The following is a 20,545-nucleotide window of genomic DNA, read 5'->3' as shown; positions in this document are numbered from 1 at the left end:
ATCTGCTGTCGTTGGCTGCTGCTCTGTTGTCCTCGTTGCACTGCGGCCCTGCTGCTCGATGGGCCGAGCGGCTGGCTATCACTCTTGCGTCTCATGCAACAGCTCGCGTTGGGCGCGGTAGAGCGAGGCAGGCTTCACGGCCTCGCCCGGTGACTCGACGCGTGCCTGCAAGGCATCCATCGGCGGCAAGGGGTCATACTCGGTCACGCCCTTGGCATTCATCACCCGGGCATAGTCATGACGATTGGCGATGCCCAGCGCATGCCCGGTCGCCCCGACGACCGTCGGCATGATCACCTTGCCGAAATGAGAATCGGCGCGCATGAAGGGCCAGGCAGCATGTGGCTTGCCGGTATTGACCGAATTCCACAGCACCAGCCCGCGCAGATGATTGGGCTGATGGCCGACACTGGCGCCCCAACGGTCGCGCACATGACCACCGCGCTTTTGATCGAACACGTTGTCGCGCGATTGCTGACCATGCAGTTCGATACCACTGTCACCGGCGTGCTCCAGTTCAAGGTAGACGTTATGGGTCGCGTAGCGGGCCACTCCCGGTGCATGCCAGGCATGACTTTGGTCGACTACCTGGCGAGCCAGTACCTGATTGCTGTCACTGATCGTCATCGCGATATGCCCGGGCTTGCCGGTCATCGTCACGTCTTCGAGTGTCAGCTGTGAGCTGTGGCGCACCTTCACCCCCTGATTGAAACTGTCGAGCCGTACGTCACGCACCCAGCCATCCGTGATGCCATCCAGGTCCAGAAGGCCGAAGCCGCTGTCATCCTCGGCGCTGCGGTGATGCTTGAAGTGCCCACGCCAGTTGCCCTTGAGCGTGATGCCCTGCACCCCGACTTCCCGCGCCGGGTGCAGACGAGCGATGCGCCACTGCTCACCGGGAAAGCGCTCATGCACCACCGGCAGCGAGAGCGTGAGGCGGTGGCCGTCACGTGCCACCACGCGGTAGCGCGCCCGCTTGAACACTCCATCACGCTCGATCAACCAGCGTGACTCGCCGGTGCTGGCGTCCTTTTCCATCTGATAGGGCGCCAGGGCACGGGCCACTGCCTCAGGCCGCTTGTCGATGCTCTCAAGCAGCACCTCATCGCCTGGCGCGAGCGCTGCGTCATCTGATTCATCCGTCTCATCCGCCAGCGTGATCGTGTCCTGCGTATCCGCCGGCTGCCGGTGACTCGTCGGCGTGACGGCTTGCCATGCTTCCTGCTTGCCACCCTCGGCCAGATTGCCCAGATGGAGCAGCCAGGGAGTGCTCCAGTACCAGCTGGCGTGCAACGGCAGCATCGGCCGGGTCTGCCTGAGGTGCGTGACATCACTGCCCGCGCCCATCAAGGTCCAGTGACTGCCTGCCAGACTCAAACCCTGCATCTTGAGCAGTGCCTCGCGCAGCGCCTGCTGGCGTTCTGAGTCCGCCACCGCGGCTTTCAGTGCCACCAGGCGGGCGTAAAACCAGTCGCGTTCGGCCGCCCCATACACCACGTACTCCCCCGCCGGGAAATACAGCACGCCGCGGCGCGCGGGGCGGTCGGCGTCATCACTGCCCTGGCGCTGCCAGTCACGCATGGCGGCATGCGCCTTGAGAATGGCGCGGCGATCACTCAGGGTGTCACTGCCATCCGCGCCGTAGGCCGTGACATCGAATCGGCGCAGCGCGCCTTTTTCGCTCTCGTCTGGCGTGACCTTTTCTGCCTCGCCCTTTCCTGGCGCTTCACCAGCATCATGTGGCTCAAGCGCAAGTGCCGGCAGTGCCTCGCCCTGATGGTAGCCGGCGCGGGAAACATCAGGCAGTGGCAGTGGCTTGCGCGCCTCGGCTGGGCGGGTCTGATTGGCCTGCCACTGGAGCTGATACTGCTGCCACAATGTTGATTGCCCTGCATCTTCCGTTTCGCCATTCCCGACCTGCTGATCAGGCGTCGTGGCGTCCAAGGTGGCGAGCGGTGTACCGGCCCACCAACCGAGGACGACAACGCAGACAATGCTCAGCCCTGTCACGCCCGTCCAGAGTCGACGGCGGTTCTTGCGGCCCGGCGAGGGAGAATCGCCATTCAAGGCCCCTTTTGAGGCACTATCTGCAGACGAGCGATGCGGTGAGCGAGATGACGACATGCAACGAGATTCCAGAGCGGCGAATGTCACTGGCGGATGCCAGTCAGAACCGCTTGGGACTCCCCTCAGGCTGTCCAGTTCCGTGTTGCCACCGGGCGACGCTGCCTGTCGTCAGCGCTCTCCTCTCCACATCTCCCCGCATGTCATCCCCACTTCATCAACACCAGCATCCAGACGACACACACGATGCTGATGATCCACAACACCTGGTCGGTAAAGCCCAACCACAGCAGATGCAGCCAGCCACTGGAGAGCAGGCCGATGAACAGTCTGTCGCCCCGCGTGGTCGCGATGGGCAGAAAGCCCTGACGACTCAACGTCGGGGTCACGAACTGCCAGGCGGTCATGCCCAGCAGCAGGATGCCGATACCGGCAAAGAAGAGTGACGTGGGCAGTGTCCAGGCCATCCATTCCATCATCATGTCCTCTTGTGAGCCGCCAGCAGAGACTTGCTGACGGTAATGACAGCGGCGCTCGACCTGGTGCCGATCATACCCGGCCCAGGGCGAAGCCCTTGGCGACATGGTTGCGCACGAAGTAGATCACCAGTATGCCGGGAATCAGCGTCAGGGCACCGGCGGCGGCCAGCACGCCCCAGTCGATGCCCGAGGCCGAGACCGTTCGCGTCATTACCGCCGCTATCGGTTTCGCCTCCGTCGAGGTCAGGGTTCGCGCCAGCAACAGCTCCACCCACGAGAACATGAAGCAGAAGAAGGCGGTCACCCCGATTCCCGGGCGAATCATCGGAATGAACAACGTCAGGAAGAAGCGCGGGAAGCTGTAGCCGTCGATATAGGCCGTCTCGTCGATCTCCTTGGGCACGCCGGACATGAAGCCCTCCAGAATCCAGACCGCCAGCGGCACGTTGAACAGACAGTGCGCGAGCGCCACCGCCAGCGGGGTATCGAACAGTCCCACCGAGGAATAGAGCTGAAAGAACGGCAGCAGGAAGACCGCCGGCGGCGCCATGCGATTGGTCAAGAGCCAGAAGAACAGATGCTTGTCGCCCAGGAAGCGATAGCGCGAGAAGGCATAGGCCGCCGGCAGCGCCACCGCCAGCGAGATGAGCATGTTGAGCACCACGTAGCTCATCGAGTTGAGATAGCCCATGTACCAGCTGGGGTCAGTGAAGATCACTCGATAGTTGTCGAAGGTGAAGTTCTCGGGCCACAGGGTCAGGCCGCCGAGAATCTCCTGATTCGACTTGAAGGACATGATCAGCAGCCAGTAGATCGGCACCAGCAGAAACAGCAGATAGATCGTCATTACCAGACGCTTGCGTGTGGTCATCACTCGTCTCCTCAGGCGTCGTCACTGTCCTGATGGGTCATGGCGGTATAGAACAGCCATGAGACCAGCAGGATGATGAGGAAGTAGATCAGCGAGAAGGCAGCGGCACGTCCGAGATCGAACTGGCCGATCGCCATCTGGGTCAAGGTCTGGGACAGGAAGGTGGTGGTGGTACCCGGCCCGCCACCAGTGAGCACGAAGGGCTCGGTATAGATCATGAAGCTGTCCATGAAGCGCAACATGATGCCGATCAACAGCACGCTCTTGAGCTTGGGCAGCTGGATGTAGCGGAACACGGCCCAGGGCGAGGCACGGTCGATGCGCGCGGCCTGGTAATAGACATCGGGAATGGCACGCAGCCCCGAATAGCACAGCAGCGCCACCAGCGACGTCCAGTGCCAGACATCCATCACCAGCACCGTCACCCAGGCGTCGGCCGGATTGGAGGCGTAGTTGTAGTCGATGCCCAGCTGGCCCAGCGCCCAGCCATAGAGGCCGATGTCCTCACGACCGATGATCTGCCAGATGGTGCCGACCACATTCCAGGGAATCAGCAGCGGCAAGGCCAGCAGAATCATGCACAGCGAGACCATGAAGCCCTTGCGCGGCATCGAGAGCGCCACGGCGATCCCCAGCGGAATCTCGATGGCCAGCACCGCGAAGGAATAGACGAACTGCCGGATCAGCGAGTCGTGCAGGCGCTCGTCACGCAGGATCTCGCGATACCATTCGGTGCCGACGAAGAATCGCGTGGAGGGATCGAAGATGTCCTGTACCGAGTAGTTGACCACCGTCATCATCGGGACGATGGCCGAGAATGCCACCACGATGACTACCGGCAGCACCAGCCACCAAGCACGATTGTTGTGTGTGCGTTGCATCAGGCATTCCCTCCCGGCTGCTCTCCACTTTCCCCTCTGACAGAGCCGCCACTCTCCCCCCTGGCAAAGCTTTCTGCCTCACCACTGTCGGACGCACCGGCCTGTGACAGATCCAGCAGATGCTCATCGAGATAGAAGCGCTGCCAGCGGGCCGGCAGGCGCAGACGCACGCGGCCTTCCGGCAGCGGCGCATCTTCCTCGATACGCGCCTTGAACAGGCAGCCGCCGCCGATGTCGAGGTCCACCACCTTGTAGGTCCCCAGGTCCTGCACCAGCGTGACCTGACCACTCAGCCAATGCTCGCGGGTGTCGGGAACCACCGCCGCCGATGAGCTGTCGCTGGCCTCGAGCTCGACGAACTCCGGCCGGATGCCCAGCTTCAGCTCGCCCTTGCGCTCCGCCAGTGTCGCCAGCAGCGCTTGTGGAAGATGCAGCAGGGGTGCGCCCTCCCCCGTGCCGAGCCGCACGCCCTGCGATTCCAGCGTGATACTCGCCAGGTTCATGCCCGGCGAGCCGATGAAGTAGCCCACGAAGGTGTGAGCAGGGTCCTCGAACAGCTCGCGCGGGGTGCCGAACTGCACGATGCGGCCTTCATACATCACCGCGATCTTGTCGGCGAAGGTCGAGGCCTCCAGCTGATCATGGGTGACGTAGACCATGGTGATGTTGAACTGCTCATGGATCTGCTTGAGCTTGCGGCGCAGCTTCCACTTGAGGTGGGGGTCGATGACCGTCAGTGGTTCATCGAACAGGATGGCGGCCACGTCATCGCGCACCAGGCCACGGCCCATCGAGACCTTCTGCTTCTCATCGGCCGTCAGGTTGCTGGCACGTCGCGTGAGCAGGTCTTCCAGCTCCAGCACCTGAGCGATCTCACGCACCCGGGACTGCACCTTGTGCTCCGGCTGGCGCTGATTGCGCAGCGGGAAGGCCAGATTGTCGAAGACCGTCATGGTGTCGTAGACCACCGGGAACTGGAACACCTGGGCGATGTTGCGCTCTTCCGGCGGCAGCCGATTGACCACTCGATCATCGAAGCGCACCTCGCCCTCGGAGGGGGCCAGCAGCCCGGAGATGATGTTGAGCAGCGTGCTCTTGCCACAACCCGACGGGCCGAGCAGTGCATAGGCGCCGCCCTGCTGCCAGACATGATTCATGCGCCGGATGGCGTAATCACTGTCCGCGGAGGGCGCCGCCAGGTAGCTGTGCGCCAGATCATTGAGGTGTATTTCCGCCATCAGGCCAGCCCTCCGCCAGTCGTGGTGGGTCGCTCGGGCGAACGGATCAGTGCCCCATCGCCACGCTGTCCCGCACCGTCACCGCCATCGGCGGCGTAGACGAACAGCTTGTGGGCGGGGGCATAGACGCGGATGGCGTCATCCACGGCGAAGTCGTGAATGCCGGCCAGATGCAGGACCAGCGAGTGGTCGGCATTGCTGACATGCAGGAAGGTCTCGGAGCCGGAGATCTCGGCGATATCCACCGTGACAGCGAACTCCAGATCATCATCGGCCAGCGGCGCCAGCCCCAGGTGGCTGGGGCGGATACCGAAGCGATAGGCCCCGCTCTCGATCCCCGCCAGTGGCGCGGGTAGCACGAAACGGCTGCCCTGCTCGCCGGCACTGGCCGCGCCGGAGAACGCCAGCTCACGCCCGCGCACCTCGGCCTCGAACAGATTGATCTGCGGCTCGGAGTAGAGCTTCGCCGCCTCGACACTCAGCGGATGATGGTAGACAGCCTCGGTAGGCCCGGACTGCAGCACTCGCCCTTCATGCATCAGCGTGGTGGTGCCGCCGAGCGCCAGCGCCTCGCCGGGCTCGGTGGTGGCGTAGACGGCAATGGTGTTGCGGGTCGCGAACAGGCTGCGCATCTCGTGGCGCAATTCTTCGCGCAGCTTGTAGTCGAGATTGACCAGCGGTTCATCGAACAGCACCAGGTCGGCGTCCTTGACCAGCGCCCGCGCCATGGCCGTGCGCTGCTGCTGGCCACCGGACAGCTCCGCCGGCTGACGCGCAAGGAACTGCTCGATATGCAGCATCTCGGCAATCTCGTGTACGCGGCGGCGGATTTCCTCAGGCGCCATGCGCGCCAGCTTCAAAGGCGAGGCGATATTGTCGTAGACGCTCAGGCTCGGGTAGTTGATGAACTGCTGATAGACCATCGAGATGTTGCGCTCGCGCACCGGACGGCCGGTCACGTCCTCGCCGTTCATCACGATGCGTCCGTCACTGGGCACATCGAGACCCGCCATCAGGCGCATCAGCGACGTCTTTCCGGACAGGGTGCGTCCCAGCAGCACATTGAAGGAGCCGGGCTCGAAGGTCAGATCCACCCTGTCGATATGGGTCTCGCGGCCAACCCGGCGGGTGACCGCCTCAAGGCTCAAGGACATGGCGCTGTCTCGTCTGGTGAAAGTCATCGGGGCAAGGACACGGCCAACCACTGCCGAGTGTTCACGCCCACCTGGTGACCCTCCTCAAGCGAACCCTATGCCAGCCGCGCGCAGACACCTGCCCACAGACACCCTCCATCGACCACCGGAGGTCGCCAGATCCCTCTCTTTTGTCGATCATTCAGTGACTTGCCAGATGCGACCAAGGCAGGGGCAGACCATGGTCTAGCCCGTCATCCGCCGCGTCTGCCGCTACTCTGGTGAACAATGTCTGAACACCAAAGTTCTCGGAACTGAACACTCACCACGCACAAGTGAACATTGCCGTGAACACTCCCCCCAGACCGATAAAAGCACCGACAACAGCACCGAAAACAGCACCAATAACAACAGAGGCCTGAAAGGCCCGCCGCACAAGGGACATCGCATGCCACTACCTCAAGCCGCCAAGCACTCAGCGCGCCACGCTGCCCACAACTCGGCCAAGCATCCAGCCCGCCACGCGGAGGATCAGGCGCTCGATCCAGGCGCCGCCTCCGCAACGCCTGCGGCGGCTCTCTCCTCTGCGCTTCCCTCTTCTCCCTCTTCTTTCCCCTCGGCGCTGCCGGCCGCAACCCTCAGGTGCCCGCCGGAGGAGCTCGTCTGGCGTCAGCGTCAGGCCGCCAGCCTGATGGAGACGGTGGCATCAGCAGTCACCGGTCATACTCTCAACCTGCTCGATCACTGGCAGGCGTGTCTGGTGCTGACCGACCGCGACGGCGTGGTGCTGGCAAGCTACGGCCATCAACAGCTGCTGGGCAATGATGCCCCCCTGTTGCACCCCGGCGCGCGCTGGCGTGAGGAGTCATTGGGCCACAACGCCATCGCCGAGACCCTGAATGCACCGCGCGCCAATCGTCTGGCGCGCATCGCGCTCGAGGCGCATGACGCCGAATGTCTCAAGGGGCTGGCCAGCGCCAGTGCCGCTCTGCTGGCACCCGCCAGCTGGAGTGCCAGTCGCGGCCTGACGCCCGGCGCCTGCGAGGGGTGCCTGGGACTGATCTGCGATCCCTACCGTGTGCGCCGATACAGCCTTGGCATGCTCGGCGTACTGGCGGATGACATCGAGCAACGCCGTCTGGGCGAGGCGCACGGGCACGACCATCACCTGTTGCGCCTGCATCTCAACTGCTCGCAGCTGGATTCGCCCAGCGCGGCCCTGCTGGCCATCACGCCGCAAGGTCAGGTCGCGGCTGCCAGTCGCCGGGGACTGCAGCTGCTGGCGGCTCACCTTGAACTCACGCCCGCCCCCGACAGCGCAGCCAACGCCCCCGACAGCGCGGCCAATGCAGTGGACAGCGATAGCTGCGCCACTCGCGACGACATCCACCTGCTGCTGGGCCAACCGCTGGCACGCTGGCAGCTGGACTGGGCACCGCTGGCCCAGCTCGCCGATGCGCAGTGTGTGACGCTCACCCAGCACCCACGCTTCACTGGCTACACCCTGCGCGCAGTCCTGCCCAGGCCACGGGTCGTGGCCCGCGCACCGGCTGAGCCCCCGGAAAGCCAGACACCGGCCGAGACCACCACTCGCGAGGCAGCGTGCCACCCGAGCCTTGCGCGCCTGCATCATGGCGATGCCGGCTGGGCCAGGGTCTGCGAACTGCTGGCGCGGCTGGTGAACGCACGCCTGCCGCTGCTGCTGCAGGGCGAGACCGGCGTCGGCAAGGAGGAAGTGGTCAAGGCGCTGCATCAGGCCAGTCATCGCGCCCATCAACCGCTGGTCGCCATCAACTGCGCCGCCTTGCCTGATGAGCTGGTCGAGGCCGAGCTGTTCGGCTATCGGCGCGGCGCCTTTACCGGTGCCGACCCCGCCGGACGCGAAGGCCGCCTGCTCGAGGCCAATGGCGGGCGCCTGTTTCTGGATGAGATCGGCGACATGCCGCTGCATGTGCAGGCGCGCCTGCTGCGCGTGTTGCAGGAGCGTGAAGTCACCCCACTGGGTGGCGGCAAGCCGCAGCGGGTCGATTTCGAACTGGTCGCCGCCACCCATCAGCCCCTCAGTGAGCTGGTCAAGGCCGGGCGCTTCCGGGCAGATCTCTACTATCGCCTGTGTGGCGCCACCATCGCCTTGCCGCCGCTGAGGGAGCGTCACGACATCGCCGGACTGAGTCGTGCCCTGCTGACACGGCTGTGCCGGGAGCAGCGACGTGAGCCGCCGCGCATCACGCCCGCCTTCCTCGATCGCCTCACCCGTCATGACTGGCCCGGCAACGTGCGCGAGCTGGACAACGTGCTGCGTCTGGCGCTGGCACTGTGCGATGGGTCAGCCCTGGAGCCGTGCCATGTGATGCTGGCGGGCGACTGTCTCGCATCACAGAACGACTGCCTCGCGGTAGAAGACGACTGTCCCGCAGCAGAGAGCGAGATTGCTCACCATCCCTCGCAACCGAGCCGCCTGTCCTCGCTGCCGGATCTTTCCAGTGTCGAGGAGCTGCAGAGCGCGCTGGATGCGCTGGGCGGCAACGTCTCGCGTCTCGCGCGGGAACTGGGCATAAGCCGCACCACGCTCTACAAGCGACTCGGCGCGGCCTGACGCAGCAGGCTTTTCCTCAAGCCCTGTCTCCAAGACCTATCTTCAAGTCCTATCTCCAAGCCCTATCTCCAAGCCCGACACTGAAACGCCCGCGCCCCCGCAGACAGACTCTGCGGGGGCGCGGGCGTTTCTTGCGACTCCTGTTTCTCACCGCTATCAATCGCCCGGCACTCAAGAGCAGAGGGCTGAAGGCTGAGGACAGAGATCAGCTCGGCGTCAGGCCGCGCAGTCGTTCATTGCGACGGCGAATCAGCTCCAGTGTCGTCAGCAGCAGGACCGAAACCAGCACCAGCAGCGTGGCCACCGCCAGGATCGTCGGGCTGATCTCCTCGCGGATACCGGACCACATCTGGATCGGGATGGTGGTCTGCGCCGGCCCGGCGATGAACAGCACCACCACCACCTCATCAAACGAGGTGATGAAGGCGAACAGAGCACCGGACACCACCCCCGGCGTCACCAGCGGCAGGATGATGCGGAAGAAGGTACGGCTCGGACTGGCCCCCAGCGAGTGTGCCGCACGTGTCAGCGAGTGATCGAAGCCGGACAGTGTCGCCGTCACCGTGATCACCACGAAGGGAATGCCCAGCGCCGTGTGCGCCAGGATCACGCCCAGATAGGTCTGGGTCAGCCCCAGTTTCGAGAAGAAGAAGAACATCGCCGCGGCGCTGATGATCAACGGCACGATCATTGGCGAGATCAGGATCGCCATGATGGTATTGCGAAACGGCATGAAGCGACTGGAAAGCCCCAGTGCGGCAAGCGTGCCCAGTACCGTGGCCAGCACCGTCGCGCACACCGCCACGATGATGCTGTTCTTGATCGAGCGCATCCACTCATCCGAGGTGAAGAACTCCTGATACCAGCGTAACGAGTAGCCATCGGGGTCCAGAGACAGCATCTTCTCCGAGAAGGTGAAGTAGGGTTCGGCATTGAACGAGAGCGGAATGATCACCAGGATCGGCCCGATCAGGAACAGGAAGATCAGCGCGCAGAGCACGCAGAACACCCAGTGCCAGATCCGCTCACCACGAGTTGCATAGGAAGGTATGGCCATCTGTCACCCCAGTTTGACCTTGTCCACACCGATCAGACGGTTGTAGACGAGATAGAAGAGGATCACCACGACCAGCAGAATCGAGCCAATGGCCGCTGCCAGCCCCCAGTTGAGCGAGGTCTGCATGTGATAGGCGATGAAGTTGGTGATGAAGCGGCCCGACTGCCCGCCCACCAGTGCCGGCGTGATGTAGTAGCCGATGGAGAGGATGAAGACCAGAATCGAGCCCGCCCCGATGCCCGGCAGGGTCTGCGGGAAGTAGACGCGCCGGAAGGCGGTGATCGGCCCGGCGCCCAGCGAGCGCGCCGCATGCATGTAGCTGGGCGGGATGGTCTTCATCACCGAGTACAGCGGCAGGATCATGAACGGCAGCAGGATGTGGGTCATCGCGATGATGGTGCCGGTCTTGTTGTAGATCATCTGGATACGCGCCTCCTCGGCGAGCATCCCGACACCCACCAGCATGTCATTGAGCACCCCCTGCTGCTGCAGGATCGCGATCCAGGTGGTGGTTCGCACCAGCAGCGAGGTCCAGAACGGCAGCAGCACCAGGATCATCAGCAGATTGCCGCGACTGGCCGGCAGGGTCGCCAGCAGCCAGGCCACCGGATAGGCCAGCAACAGACACAGCCCGGTGATCGCCGCGCTCATCCAGAAGGTGCGGATGAACAGCGAGACGTGGATCTGCAGATACTCCGGTTTCTCGACGATCTCCCCTGTCGGTGAGAACTGGCGATCCACCGCCGCCAGATAGTAGGAAGCGGTGAGAGGCGACGATTCGCGCTTGATCAGACGCCAGATATCCGGGTCCTCCCAATCCTCATCGGCCTTGATCAGCGCGGCCTTGTAAGGGGCCTCCATGCGGCCGGCACGGCGGGCGCTTTTCATGAACAGCGACCGCATGCCGGACTTTTCGTAGTTGAGACGCGAGGCGACGCGCCCGAGATTGCGCGCCTTGAGTCCCGCGGCCAGATCCTGCGCCAGGGCGGCGTAGGCGGCCTCTTCCGGCAACCCTTCGCCGTTCCAGTCGACCAGCACCTCGCTGGTGCGTGGCAGATAGGTGGAGACTTCCGGGTTGTCGACACTGCGTGACAGCATGTCGAAGATGGGCATGACGAATGCCAGCCCGATGAAGACCAGCAACGGTGCCACCAGCAGCAACGCCTTGATGCGGCTGCGGCGGATGGCGCGATTGAGGCTCTGTTTCAACGGCACGCCATCGGCAGTGGTCAGCGCCGCGCCGGGGGCGCCATTGGGGTCATGTGCTGCGCTTCCGGACGTGGCCGGGGCGGAGGAATCGCTCATCCTGCACTCCTTGATCGGCTATCCGAGGATGCCTGGGCCGCCAGCCGGCTTCCGCGTGACAGTGACGGAAGCCAACCTGGCGGAATCGAGCATGGCCGAGGGGCCATCAGGCATGATCAAAAAGGCCCCGGCGCGCGGGTGTGCGCCACCGGGGCCAGCGGGTCAGCGCAGGGGTCAGCGCGCCAGCCAGGCGTTGAAGCGCTGGCTCAGCTCATCGAGGTTGTCGGCCCAGAATTCGTCATCCTTGGGGATGGCGGTCTCGAAGTTGGGGCCATAGGTGGGCATGTGCGGTTTCATGTCGATGCCGGTGTCCGCATGGGTCGAGACCAGTGCCGCGGAGGAGGTACGCGCCGGGCCGTAGGAGATGTACTTGGCCTGATCCGCCAGACGCTGGGTATCGGTGGCAAACATCAGGTAATCCTTGACCTTGTCGAGCTTGCCGGTCGGCACCACCCAACCATCCAGCTCGAAGACCTGGGCATCCCAGACGATGGAGAATGGCTGCTTCTCGTTGACCTCGGCATCGAAGATGCGTCCGTTGTAGGCCGAGGCGAAGGCCACTTCCTTGTCCGCCAGCAGCTGCGGCGGCTGTGCGCCCTCTTCCCACCAGATCACGCTGTCCTTGATGGTATCGAGCTTGGCGAAGGCACGTTCGATGCCTTCCTCGGAATCCAGCATCTCGTAGACATCTTCCGGGGCCACGCCATCGGCCACCAGCGCCCACTCCATGTTGTTGATCGGCTTCTTCTGCAGGGCACGCTTGCCAGGGAATTCCTCGAGATTGAAGACGTCATCGATGGAATCCGGCTGCTTGTCCTCGGGGAACATCTCGGTATTGAAGGCCACGATGTTGGAGTAGACGATCTGCGGCACGAAGCACTCGCTGAGCGAATTCTCGATGAAGTCCTCGCTGGCCGGCGTGCCATCCGGCGCTGCCGCGAACAGGGTGTCCGGGTCCAGCGGCTCGATCAGGCCTTCCGAACAGGCGATCAAGGCATCACTGGGCAGCATGTCGACCAGGTCCCAGGTGACGTTGCCGGCCTGGACCTGCGCACGCAGACCGGAAAGCGCATTGGATGACTTGTCGATATTGACGACGGTGTCACCGCTCTTCTCTTCCCAGGGCTCGTGATAGGCCTTGTTCTGGCTGTCGGTATAGGCGCCGCCCCATGAGACGATATTGAGCGTCTCGGCCTGGGCCGCACCGGCGCTCATGCCGGCCGCTGCCACGGCAACCGCCAGCAGACTGCGCAGCGGCATGCCCGGGCGCGAGGTAGTGAATGACGCGGTGAACTGATTGATGACTGACATGGATGAATCTCCCTGATTTCTTGTTGTTGTGCTGCACTCTTGTCGCGAAACCTGCTCTTGCTCTGCTGAGGAAGCGTGCTTCACCTTCCTTGCTGTCTTGTCTTTACTCGCCTGTCCTTTCTCGCCTGTGCTTTTCTAGTCTGTCCTTAACTGGCCTGTTCTGACCTTTCCTGGCCTCAGGCATCCAGCGCCCGGCAGTCGCAGGCGTCCCATCCCACCTGCAATGTCTGCCCGGGCCGCAAGGGCGGATAGCCCTCGGCGTTGGGTGTCTTGATGATGAATTCGTCACTGCCACACACCGCCACGCGCGTGCGCAGATGATCTCCAAGATAGATCACCTCGAGCACCTCGGCGGAGAAGACATTGTCGGGAGGGCTTGGCGTGCCCGCGGCGCCTGGCTCTTCCGCCGACAGCAGGCGCACCCGCTCCGGGCGCAGTGACAGCTGGGTGCGCTCGCCGACCTCATTGACGGCCACCTTGAGTGCCCGTACCTGTTCGCCGCTGTCGAGGGTCACAGTGCAATGCTCCCCCTGAGCGTCGAGCTGCGATACCTGGCCGTTGAGGCGATTGTTCTCGCCGATGAAATAGGCGACGAAGGCATTCTCCGGCGCTTCATACAGCGCCTCGGGGGTTGCCAGCTGCTGGACGATGCCGTCATTGAAGACCGCGATGCGGTCCGACATGGTCAGCGCTTCCGTCTGATCGTGGGTCACGTAGAGCATGGTGACGCCGAGTCGCTGGTGGATGCGCTTGATCTCGAGCTGCATCTCCTCGCGCAGGTTCTTGTCCAGTGCCCCCAGCGGCTCATCCATCAGCACCAGCTCCGGCTCGAAGACCAGCGCACGTGCCAGGGCGACCCGCTGCTGCTGCCCACCGGAGAGCTGCCCCGGGCGGCGATCGCCGAATTCGCCGAGTCGCACCATGTCCAGCGCGTTGGCTACCTTGGTCGAGATTTCCTCCTTGCTCATGCCGCGCACTTCCAGCGGGAAGGCCAGGTTCTCGGCCACGCTCATGTGCGGAAACAGCGCATAGTTCTGGAAGACCATACCGATACCGCGCTTGTGCGGTGGCAAGTCATTGATGGGAGTTCCGTCGAGGAGGATGTCGCCGTGGGTCGGCGTTTCGAAGCCTGCCATCATCATCAGGCAGGTGGTCTTGCCGGAACCGGACGGCCCCAGCAGGGTGACGAATTCGCCGCGCTGGACTTCAAGATTGAAGCCCTTGACCACCAGCGTTTCGCCGTCATAGCTCTTTTGTACATCATTGAAGATCGCGAAGCAGGAGCTGGTCTCCTGCGGCGCGTCGGGGTCAGCAGTCGTGACCATGCGGGGTATCCATACGTGTTGTTGTTATCGTGGAGCAAGTGATCGAACAGGCTTCATTGGCCCTGATCGCTGCCCTCAGTCCCATTTGACCCTACGGTGACAGTCGAGAGGCGACAAGCGCCGCGCTCGCTGAAAAGCGTTGAAATCAGGCTATGCGAAAGTCTAAATATTGAACTACCGCCGCCAGCCATTCGCCGAGGGCCCTCGACAAGCCCCGCCGCTGAATCACCGACGCCACATGGCGCCTCCCCGGTGAGCGCCCACTGAAAAGCCCCCGCTGCACACAAGGCAGCGGAGGCTTTGGGTCTTTCAACTCTGGGTTGCCCGAGGTGGACAGCCATATCAGAGCATCGGGAGCTCAGCGGCGGTCAGAACTTGGTAATGACCCATACCGCGTGGATGATCCCCGGCAGGAAACCGAAGCAGGTCAGGATGATGTTGATCCAGAAATGCTTGTTGGCGACACCCACCTGCATGAGAACGCCCAGCGGCGGCAGGATGATGGCCAGAATGATGCGAATGATATCCATGAGTTGCTCCTTGCGATTGTGACAACCGTGACTCCACGGAGGTCATGAATGTTCGATGCTCGTGTTGATCAGCGTCCTTCTTGATCACTGTCCTTCTTGATCAGTGTCTTCTATAACAGCTCCCGTCTTGAAGACTGACGGTCTTGATCACTGTTTTTCTTTATCAGCGTCGGCCTTGTCGACGTCATCGTCGTGCGCAGAGGCCGATCCACCGGCGCGGGCCTGACGATCGATCTTCTGGGACAGCTTCTCGGAGTCCGCCGCCAGCTGCTCGTGGTAGCGCTCCCAGTCTTCCCAGTCATGCGGCGTCCCGGTGCGTGGCCGATGGCTGCCGGACTCACGTGCACGTGCCCAGGCATGTTCTTCCAGACTCTGAGGCTTGTCCTCCTCCTTGTCCTTGTCGCCGTCCAGGCCGTGCTTCGCCATGTACTCTCGTGCGTTCATCTATTGCCTCGCTTGCCAGACTCGACGCCTGACGATGCTGTGACGTACCCACTACCTATGGCTGACAGGGTCAAATATCAAGTCTGTATAACTATTTCCGGCAAAAAAGCCGCTTGCCGGCCAGCACGTTCCTGCCGAAAACAAGGCCATGCGCCAGCCCACGCCTGACTGGCAGCATGATCATCAAGAAAAGCTATCGCCTCGCTTGATGCAATCAAATTCACCCGCGAGAGGCTTGCCCCTAGACTGGCTCCAGTTTCGCAAGGCACTGATTTCTCATGCACTCGACAGCATCATCGAGCCTCAGTCGCCTGCCATTCCTTTTAGATACGTCTCATCGAGACCGGAGCCAATTCCATGCAACTCGAATCACACGAAGGCCAGCAGGTCCCGAACGTCAGCTTCAAGATCCGTCGCGACGGCCGTCTGGTCGAGCGCACCAGCGAGGAGATCTTCTCGGGCCGCAACGTGGTGGTCTTCGCCCTGCCGGGGGCCTTCACCCCGACCTGTTCCTCCACTCACCTGCCGCGCTACAACGAGCTGGCCGATCGCTTCTATGCTGTCGGCGTCGACGAGATCGTCTGCCTGTCCGTCAATGACGCCTTCGTCATGGAATCCTGGGGCGAGCATCAGGAAGCCGAGAACCTGAGTCTGATCGCCGACGGCAACGGCGACTTCGCCGCCGGCATGGGTATGCTGGTCGACAAGAGCGACATCGGTTTCGGCAAGCGCAGCTGGCGCTATTCCATGCTGGTACGCAACGGCGTGGTCGAGAAACAGTTCATCGAGCCGCAGAAGCCGGGCGACCCCTTTGAAGTCTCCGACGCCGATACCATGCTCGATTATCTGGACCCCGACGCCGGTCGTCCCAGCTTCGCTACCCTGTTCAGCAAGCCGGGCTGCCCGTACTGCGCACGTGCGAAGCAGATGCTCGACGAAGCGCGCATCAGCTACGAAGTCATCGAAGTCGGCACCCGCGGCGTGACCTCACGCACCCTGCGCGCCATGACCGGCCAGGCCACCGTGCCGCAGGTCTGGATCGACGGCGAGCATGTCGGCGGCAGCGATGAAGTCGCCCGCTACTTCGGCAGCCTGACCAGCGCTTGAACGCCACACGCTGACAGGCCCCGATAACTTTCTCTTTTCATCACGCGCGGGCCACGCCCGCGCCTGAGACCCCATTGTCAGGTGCGCTGCTGGCGCGCCTTGAGGAGTACGACGTGAACGAACGCCAGGTTGAAGTCGCCATCATCGGTGCAGGCAGTGCCGGTCTGGGTGCCTATCGCGCCGCCAAGGCACACACCGATTCCGTGGTCATGATCGAAGGTGGCCCCTACGGCACCACCTGTGCCCGTGTCGGCTGCATGCCGTCCAAGCTTTTGATCAGTGCGGCAGAAGCCGCGCATCACGCCCGTGACACCGCACCGTTCGGCATCAATGTCGAAGGCGAGGTCAAGGTGGATGGCCGCGCCGTGATGGACCGCGTCAAGCGTGAGCGCGACCGCTTCGTCGGCTTCGTGGTCGAGTCCGTGGAAGGCATTCCCTCCCACGACAAGCTGCGCGGCAATGCGCGTTTCGAGACCGCCAACAGCCTGATCATCGGCGACAACGAGACCCGCGTCACCTTCGAGCGTGTCGTGATCGCCACCGGCTCACGCCCCAGCTATCCGGGCTTCTTTGAGAATGCCGGTGACCGCCTGATCATCAACGACAGCGTCTTCGACTGGGACGACCTGCCGGAATCCGTCGCCGTCTTCGGCCCGGGCGTCATCGGGTTGGAACTGGGCCAGGCGCTCACGCGTCTCGGCGTGCGCATTCGCATGTTCGGTGTCGGCGGCGCCATCGGCCCGCTGCGTGACGAGAAGCTGCGTGCCAATGCCGATCGCGTCTTCAACGAGGAGTTCTATCTCGACCCGGACGCCAAGGTCGAGAAGATCGAACGCGTCGAGGACGAGAACGGCACCGGTGTCGAGATCACCTTCATCGAGCGTGGCAGCGAAGCGCGCCTCACCGAGCGCTTCGACTACCTGCTCGCGGCCACCGGCCGTCGCCCGAACGTCGACCGCCTCAATATCGAGGCGCTGGGCCTGAAGCTGGACGAGCGCGGTGTGCCGATCTTCAATCGTCACACCCTGCAGACTCGTCTGAGCGACGACACGCCGAGCCATGTCTTCATCGCCGGCGACGCCAACAACGACCTGCCGCTGCTGCACGAAGCCTCCGATGAGGGCCGTATCGCCGGTGACAACGCCGGTCGCTTCCCCGACGTGCGTGCCGGGCAGCGCAAGAGCACCATCGCTGTCGTGTTCAGTGATCCGCAGATGGCCACCATCGGCCTCTCGACCGCCGAGATCGAGCAGCGCTACGGTGCCTGCGACTGCTACGCGGTGGGCGAAGTCGACTTCACCGGCCAGGGTCGCTCCCGCGTGATGCGCATGAACAAGGGCATGCTGCGCGTCTATGGCGAGCAAGGCACCGGCCTGCTGCTGGGCGCCGAGATCTTCGGCCCGCGTGCCGAGCACCTCGCCCACCTGCTGGCCTGGTCCCATCAGCAACGCATGACCATCGAGCAGATGCTGGAAATGCCCTTCTATCATCCGGTGATCGAGGAAGGTCTGCGCACTGCGCTGCGTGACCTCAACGCCAATCTGCAGCTGGGCCCGGCCATCGTCGAGCGCTGCATGGAGTGCGGTCCGGGTGACTGATACACCCTCAAGGCAACGGGACGCGCAGCTCACGCAGTGATGCCCTATGCTCTGAACAGAGGTTGAATGTCGCCGGCAGTCACGAGAGTGGCTGCCGGCATTCATCGCACGGCTCCCTCACCGGAGAGTCGAAGAGCAGTGACGCAGGAGATCTGCCCATGAAAGCCACCCAGCTCAAGGTGCCCTCGACCATTCGCGACATCATGTCCCGCGACTGTTATCGCGTGAAGGCACGCACCAGCATTCTCGAACTCGCCCAGGGCCTGACCCACCACCGTCTGCCCGGTGTGCCGGTCGTGGATGATCTGGACCGTCTGATCGGCTTCATCTCCGAGCAGGACATCCTCGGCAAGCTGCTCGACAGTGCCTATCACTGCGGCCAGCATGCCCAGGTCGGTGATCTGATGCGTCACGAAGTCCTGAGCGTCGGCCCGAACGACAGCATCACGGATCTGGCGCAGCACATGAATGGTCAGCGCCCCAAGGTCTATCCGGTGGTCGAACAGGGCCGCCTGATCGGCATGGTCACCCGCCGCGATGTCCTGAGTGCTCTGCTGGTGATGCAGAACGGCTGTTGAGACAGTTCGCCAATCAAGAAACTGCCTGGCGCCAGGCCTTGTGCACAGAGCCCCCAGCGGTCATCGCCGCTGGGGGCTCTGTGCGTGATGAAGAGAAAACCAAGAGCGTCTTCAGCACGCTTCAACCAGCAGACCAAATCCTCGAAGATTACCCAATGGCTAATCCATCTCCGCCGCCAGCCTGACGCTCATCAATAGTCGAGCAGCAACCCGAGGCGATGATATTCGCTGGAGGGCGCTGTGCCGTGCTCTGCCACCAAGGCCTCTGGTCATGGTGAAAGTCGCTGAAAGTCTGGGAGAATCCGAAAGCCCCAGCGAAAACCGGCAAAAGCCCACGTATTTCAGGCATAAAAAATCCGCCAGGAAAACCGTGGCGGACCAAAGAACAGTTAAAGCCAGACATAACATCGCGATAACATCATGTCCTTGCTTACTATGACTGCGCCTTTTGCATTTCTATCCCGACGGTTGCCAAAAAATCCGGTCTTTTTTGTCACTGACCTTTACGGAATGTGAAAGCTGGGCTACGTGCGTTGCCAGTGGAAGACGCGCTAACCTGTGACCTGACCTGATCGCAGGATCGAACCGCCACAAGGACACCGCATGTCTGCCACACCCCATGACCTCCACGCCCTGGCGCTGCGTCACCCGGAAATCACCAGCCTGATGGCCGGCCGCGAAATCGGCTGGCTCAACCCTGAACGCGTCGCGACCGCCAAGGCGCTCGCCTCACCAGCGCTGCAGACGAGTGGCGTGGAAGCCCAGGACATCGAGGATGCCGACGCACGCCTGATGCGTTTCGCTCCCTGGATTGCCGAAGCCTTCCCCGAGACCGCCGCGGCGTCAGGGCGCATCGAATCGCCGCTGGTGGCAGCGCCCGGCTTGCAGCAGGCGCTGAGCGGCATAGCCTCGACCGCATCTCCCCTCAACTCAACCGAATCCTCGCTGCCCGGACGCCTGATGATCAAGTGCGACAACGCCCTGCCCATCTCGGGTTCGATCAAGGCGCGCGGCGGCATCCACGAGGTGCTCAAGCATGCCGAGCGTCTGGCCATGGACGCAGGGCTGCTGCGTCAGGACGACGACTACCGCGTTTTCCAGCGTGATGAGATACGTGCCCTGCTGGCCGGCCAACAGGTCGTGGTGGGCTCTACCGGCAATCTGGGGCTCAGCATCGGCATCATGAGCGCGCGGCTCGGCTTTCGCGTCACCGTGCACATGTCGGCAGATGCCAAGCAATGGAAGAAGGACCTGCTGCGCGCGCGGGGCGCGGAGGTCGTGGAGCACAGCGGGGATTATGGCAAGGCTGTCGCCGCTGGGCGCCAGGAAGCGCAGCAGCCCAACGCCCACTTCATCGATGACGAAAGCTCGCGGGACCTGTTCGTGGGTTATGCCACGGCGGCCAGCCGCCTCGCGGAACAGCTCTCCGCGCAGGGCATCCCGGTGGATGCCCGCCATCCGCTCTGCGTCTATCTGCCCTGCGGCGTCGGCGGCGGTCCGGGCGGCGTGGCCTACGGCCTCAAGCAGGTCTTCGGTGACGCCGTGCACTGCTTCTTCGCTGAACCGGTCAACTCCCCCTGCATGCTGCTGGGCATGTTGACCGGCGAACATGATGGCATCGCGGTGGAGGATATCGGGCTGGACAATCGCACCTGCGCCGATGGCCTGGCGGTGGGTCGCGCCTCGGCCTTCGTCGGGCGCGTGATGGCGCCCTTGCTCAGCGGCATCCATACCGTGCGTGATGAGCATCTGCTCGAACTGCTCGCGCTGGCGCATGACAGCGAAGGCCTCATGCTTGAGCCCTCCGCGCTGGCTGGCGTGCCCGGTATTCATCACGTGCTGTGCAATGACGCCCCCGCCTGGCAAGCGTGGCGGGCGGCCAACGGACTGGATGACGGCGAGGTACAGGCCAATACCACCCATGTCGTCTGGGCTACCGGCGGCAGCATGGTGCCCGAGGCGATCTGGCAGGCCGACTATCAGCGCGGCAAGGCGTTGCTCTCCCAGGTCAGCACAAGCCGGTGAGAG

The 20,545-nt window shown here is 63.2% G+C and carries 17 protein-coding genes; 5 read left to right on the top strand and 12 right to left on the bottom strand.

The genetic code is table 11. From position 1 onward, the window contains the following. Window positions 1–78: 78 nt before the first annotated feature. The 6 genes from QQF40_RS02605 to QQF40_RS02580 all read right to left on the bottom strand — a co-directional run bounded on the left by QQF40_RS02605 (window position 79) and on the right by QQF40_RS02580 (window position 6,687). Window positions 79–2,124, bottom strand: a complete 2,046-nt coding sequence (locus QQF40_RS02605) for a DUF4955 domain-containing protein (protein ID WP_285460280.1) — start codon at window positions 2,122–2,124, stop codon at window positions 79–81. Window positions 2,125–2,267: 143 nt separating this feature from the next. Beyond that, complete coding sequence (locus QQF40_RS02600) at window positions 2,268–2,540, bottom strand: DUF2160 domain-containing protein (RefSeq protein WP_176678314.1); 273 nt, start codon at window positions 2,538–2,540, stop codon at window positions 2,268–2,270. A gap of 73 nt (window positions 2,541–2,613) precedes the next feature. Then, window positions 2,614–3,414, bottom strand: a complete 801-nt coding sequence (locus QQF40_RS02595) for a carbohydrate ABC transporter permease (RefSeq protein WP_043334505.1) — start codon at window positions 3,412–3,414, stop codon at window positions 2,614–2,616. 11 nt (window positions 3,415–3,425) lie between these two features. Then, a complete protein-coding gene (locus QQF40_RS02590) occupies window positions 3,426–4,295 on the bottom strand; it encodes a carbohydrate ABC transporter permease (RefSeq protein WP_176676691.1) in 870 nt (289 codons plus the stop codon). Beyond that, window positions 4,295–5,533 carry an ABC transporter ATP-binding protein gene (locus tag QQF40_RS02585; RefSeq protein ID WP_175089825.1) on the bottom strand — a complete coding sequence of 413 codons (1,239 nt, stop codon included), beginning with the start codon at window positions 5,531–5,533 and terminating at the stop codon, window positions 4,295–4,297. Before QQF40_RS02585 ends, QQF40_RS02590 begins: the two co-directional genes overlap by 1 nt. Further along, window positions 5,533–6,687, bottom strand: a complete 1,155-nt coding sequence (locus QQF40_RS02580; RefSeq protein ID WP_175089824.1) for an ABC transporter ATP-binding protein — start codon at window positions 6,685–6,687, stop codon at window positions 5,533–5,535. The genes QQF40_RS02585 and QQF40_RS02580 overlap by 1 nt, the downstream gene beginning before the upstream one ends. A 427-nt stretch (window positions 6,688–7,114) precedes the next feature. On the opposite strand from QQF40_RS02580, the gene QQF40_RS02575 reads away from it, so the two are divergent. Next, a complete protein-coding gene (locus QQF40_RS02575) occupies window positions 7,115–9,262 on the top strand; it encodes a sigma-54-dependent Fis family transcriptional regulator (RefSeq protein ID WP_285460279.1) in 2,148 nt (715 codons plus the stop codon). Between the two features lie 205 nt (window positions 9,263–9,467). Here QQF40_RS02575 and QQF40_RS02570 read toward each other — a convergent pair whose 3' ends face one another. From QQF40_RS02570 to QQF40_RS02545, 6 genes are all read right to left on the bottom strand, one after another. Next, window positions 9,468–10,319, bottom strand: coding sequence for an ABC transporter permease (locus QQF40_RS02570; protein WP_175089822.1), 852 nt, complete (start codon window positions 10,317–10,319; stop codon window positions 9,468–9,470). 3 nt (window positions 10,320–10,322) lie between these two features. Beyond that, on the bottom strand, window positions 10,323–11,624 hold the full coding sequence (locus QQF40_RS02565) for an ABC transporter permease subunit (RefSeq protein WP_175089821.1): 1,302 nt from the start codon (window positions 11,622–11,624) through the stop codon (window positions 10,323–10,325). 174 nt (window positions 11,625–11,798) lie between these two features. Further along, window positions 11,799–12,935 carry an extracellular solute-binding protein gene (locus QQF40_RS02560; protein ID WP_225347830.1) on the bottom strand — a complete coding sequence of 379 codons (1,137 nt, stop codon included), beginning with the start codon at window positions 12,933–12,935 and terminating at the stop codon, window positions 11,799–11,801. Between the two features lie 176 nt (window positions 12,936–13,111). Next, window positions 13,112–14,260 (bottom strand): ABC transporter ATP-binding protein, encoded by a 1,149-nt coding sequence (locus QQF40_RS02555; protein WP_285460278.1) that lies wholly within the window; start codon window positions 14,258–14,260, stop codon window positions 13,112–13,114. Window positions 14,261–14,628: 368 nt separating this feature from the next. After that, window positions 14,629–14,790, bottom strand: a complete 162-nt coding sequence (locus tag QQF40_RS02550; protein WP_043334518.1) for a YqaE/Pmp3 family membrane protein — start codon at window positions 14,788–14,790, stop codon at window positions 14,629–14,631. 147 nt (window positions 14,791–14,937) lie between these two features. Continuing rightward, on the bottom strand, window positions 14,938–15,216 hold the full coding sequence (locus QQF40_RS02545; RefSeq protein WP_285460277.1) for a hypothetical protein: 279 nt from the start codon (window positions 15,214–15,216) through the stop codon (window positions 14,938–14,940). 375 nt (window positions 15,217–15,591) lie between these two features. On the opposite strand from QQF40_RS02545, the gene QQF40_RS02540 reads away from it, so the two are divergent. The 4 genes from QQF40_RS02540 to dsdA all read left to right on the top strand — a co-directional run bounded on the left by QQF40_RS02540 (window position 15,592) and on the right by dsdA (window position 20,542). Then, on the top strand, window positions 15,592–16,341 hold the full coding sequence (locus QQF40_RS02540) for a glutathione peroxidase (RefSeq protein WP_107335176.1): 750 nt from the start codon (window positions 15,592–15,594) through the stop codon (window positions 16,339–16,341). Between the two features lie 113 nt (window positions 16,342–16,454). Continuing rightward, a complete protein-coding gene (locus QQF40_RS02535) occupies window positions 16,455–17,939 on the top strand; it encodes a dihydrolipoyl dehydrogenase (protein WP_285460276.1) in 1,485 nt (494 codons plus the stop codon). A gap of 158 nt (window positions 17,940–18,097) precedes the next feature. Then, entirely contained in the window at window positions 18,098–18,517 is a 420-nt protein-coding gene (locus QQF40_RS02530; RefSeq protein ID WP_175089817.1) for a CBS domain-containing protein, read from the top strand. A 603-nt stretch (window positions 18,518–19,120) separates the two neighbouring features. After that, a complete protein-coding gene (dsdA, locus tag QQF40_RS02525) occupies window positions 19,121–20,542 on the top strand; it encodes a D-serine ammonia-lyase (RefSeq protein ID WP_285460275.1) in 1,422 nt (473 codons plus the stop codon). Window positions 20,543–20,545: the final 3 nt, after the last annotated feature.

The sequence above is a fragment of the Cobetia sp. LC6 genome (assembly GCF_030264805.1).
In the GTDB taxonomy this organism is placed as follows: Bacteria; Pseudomonadota; Gammaproteobacteria; order Pseudomonadales; family Halomonadaceae; genus Cobetia.
The sequence above is the reverse complement of the archived record's forward strand: the minus strand, read 5'-3'. Positions and strand labels throughout refer to the sequence as shown.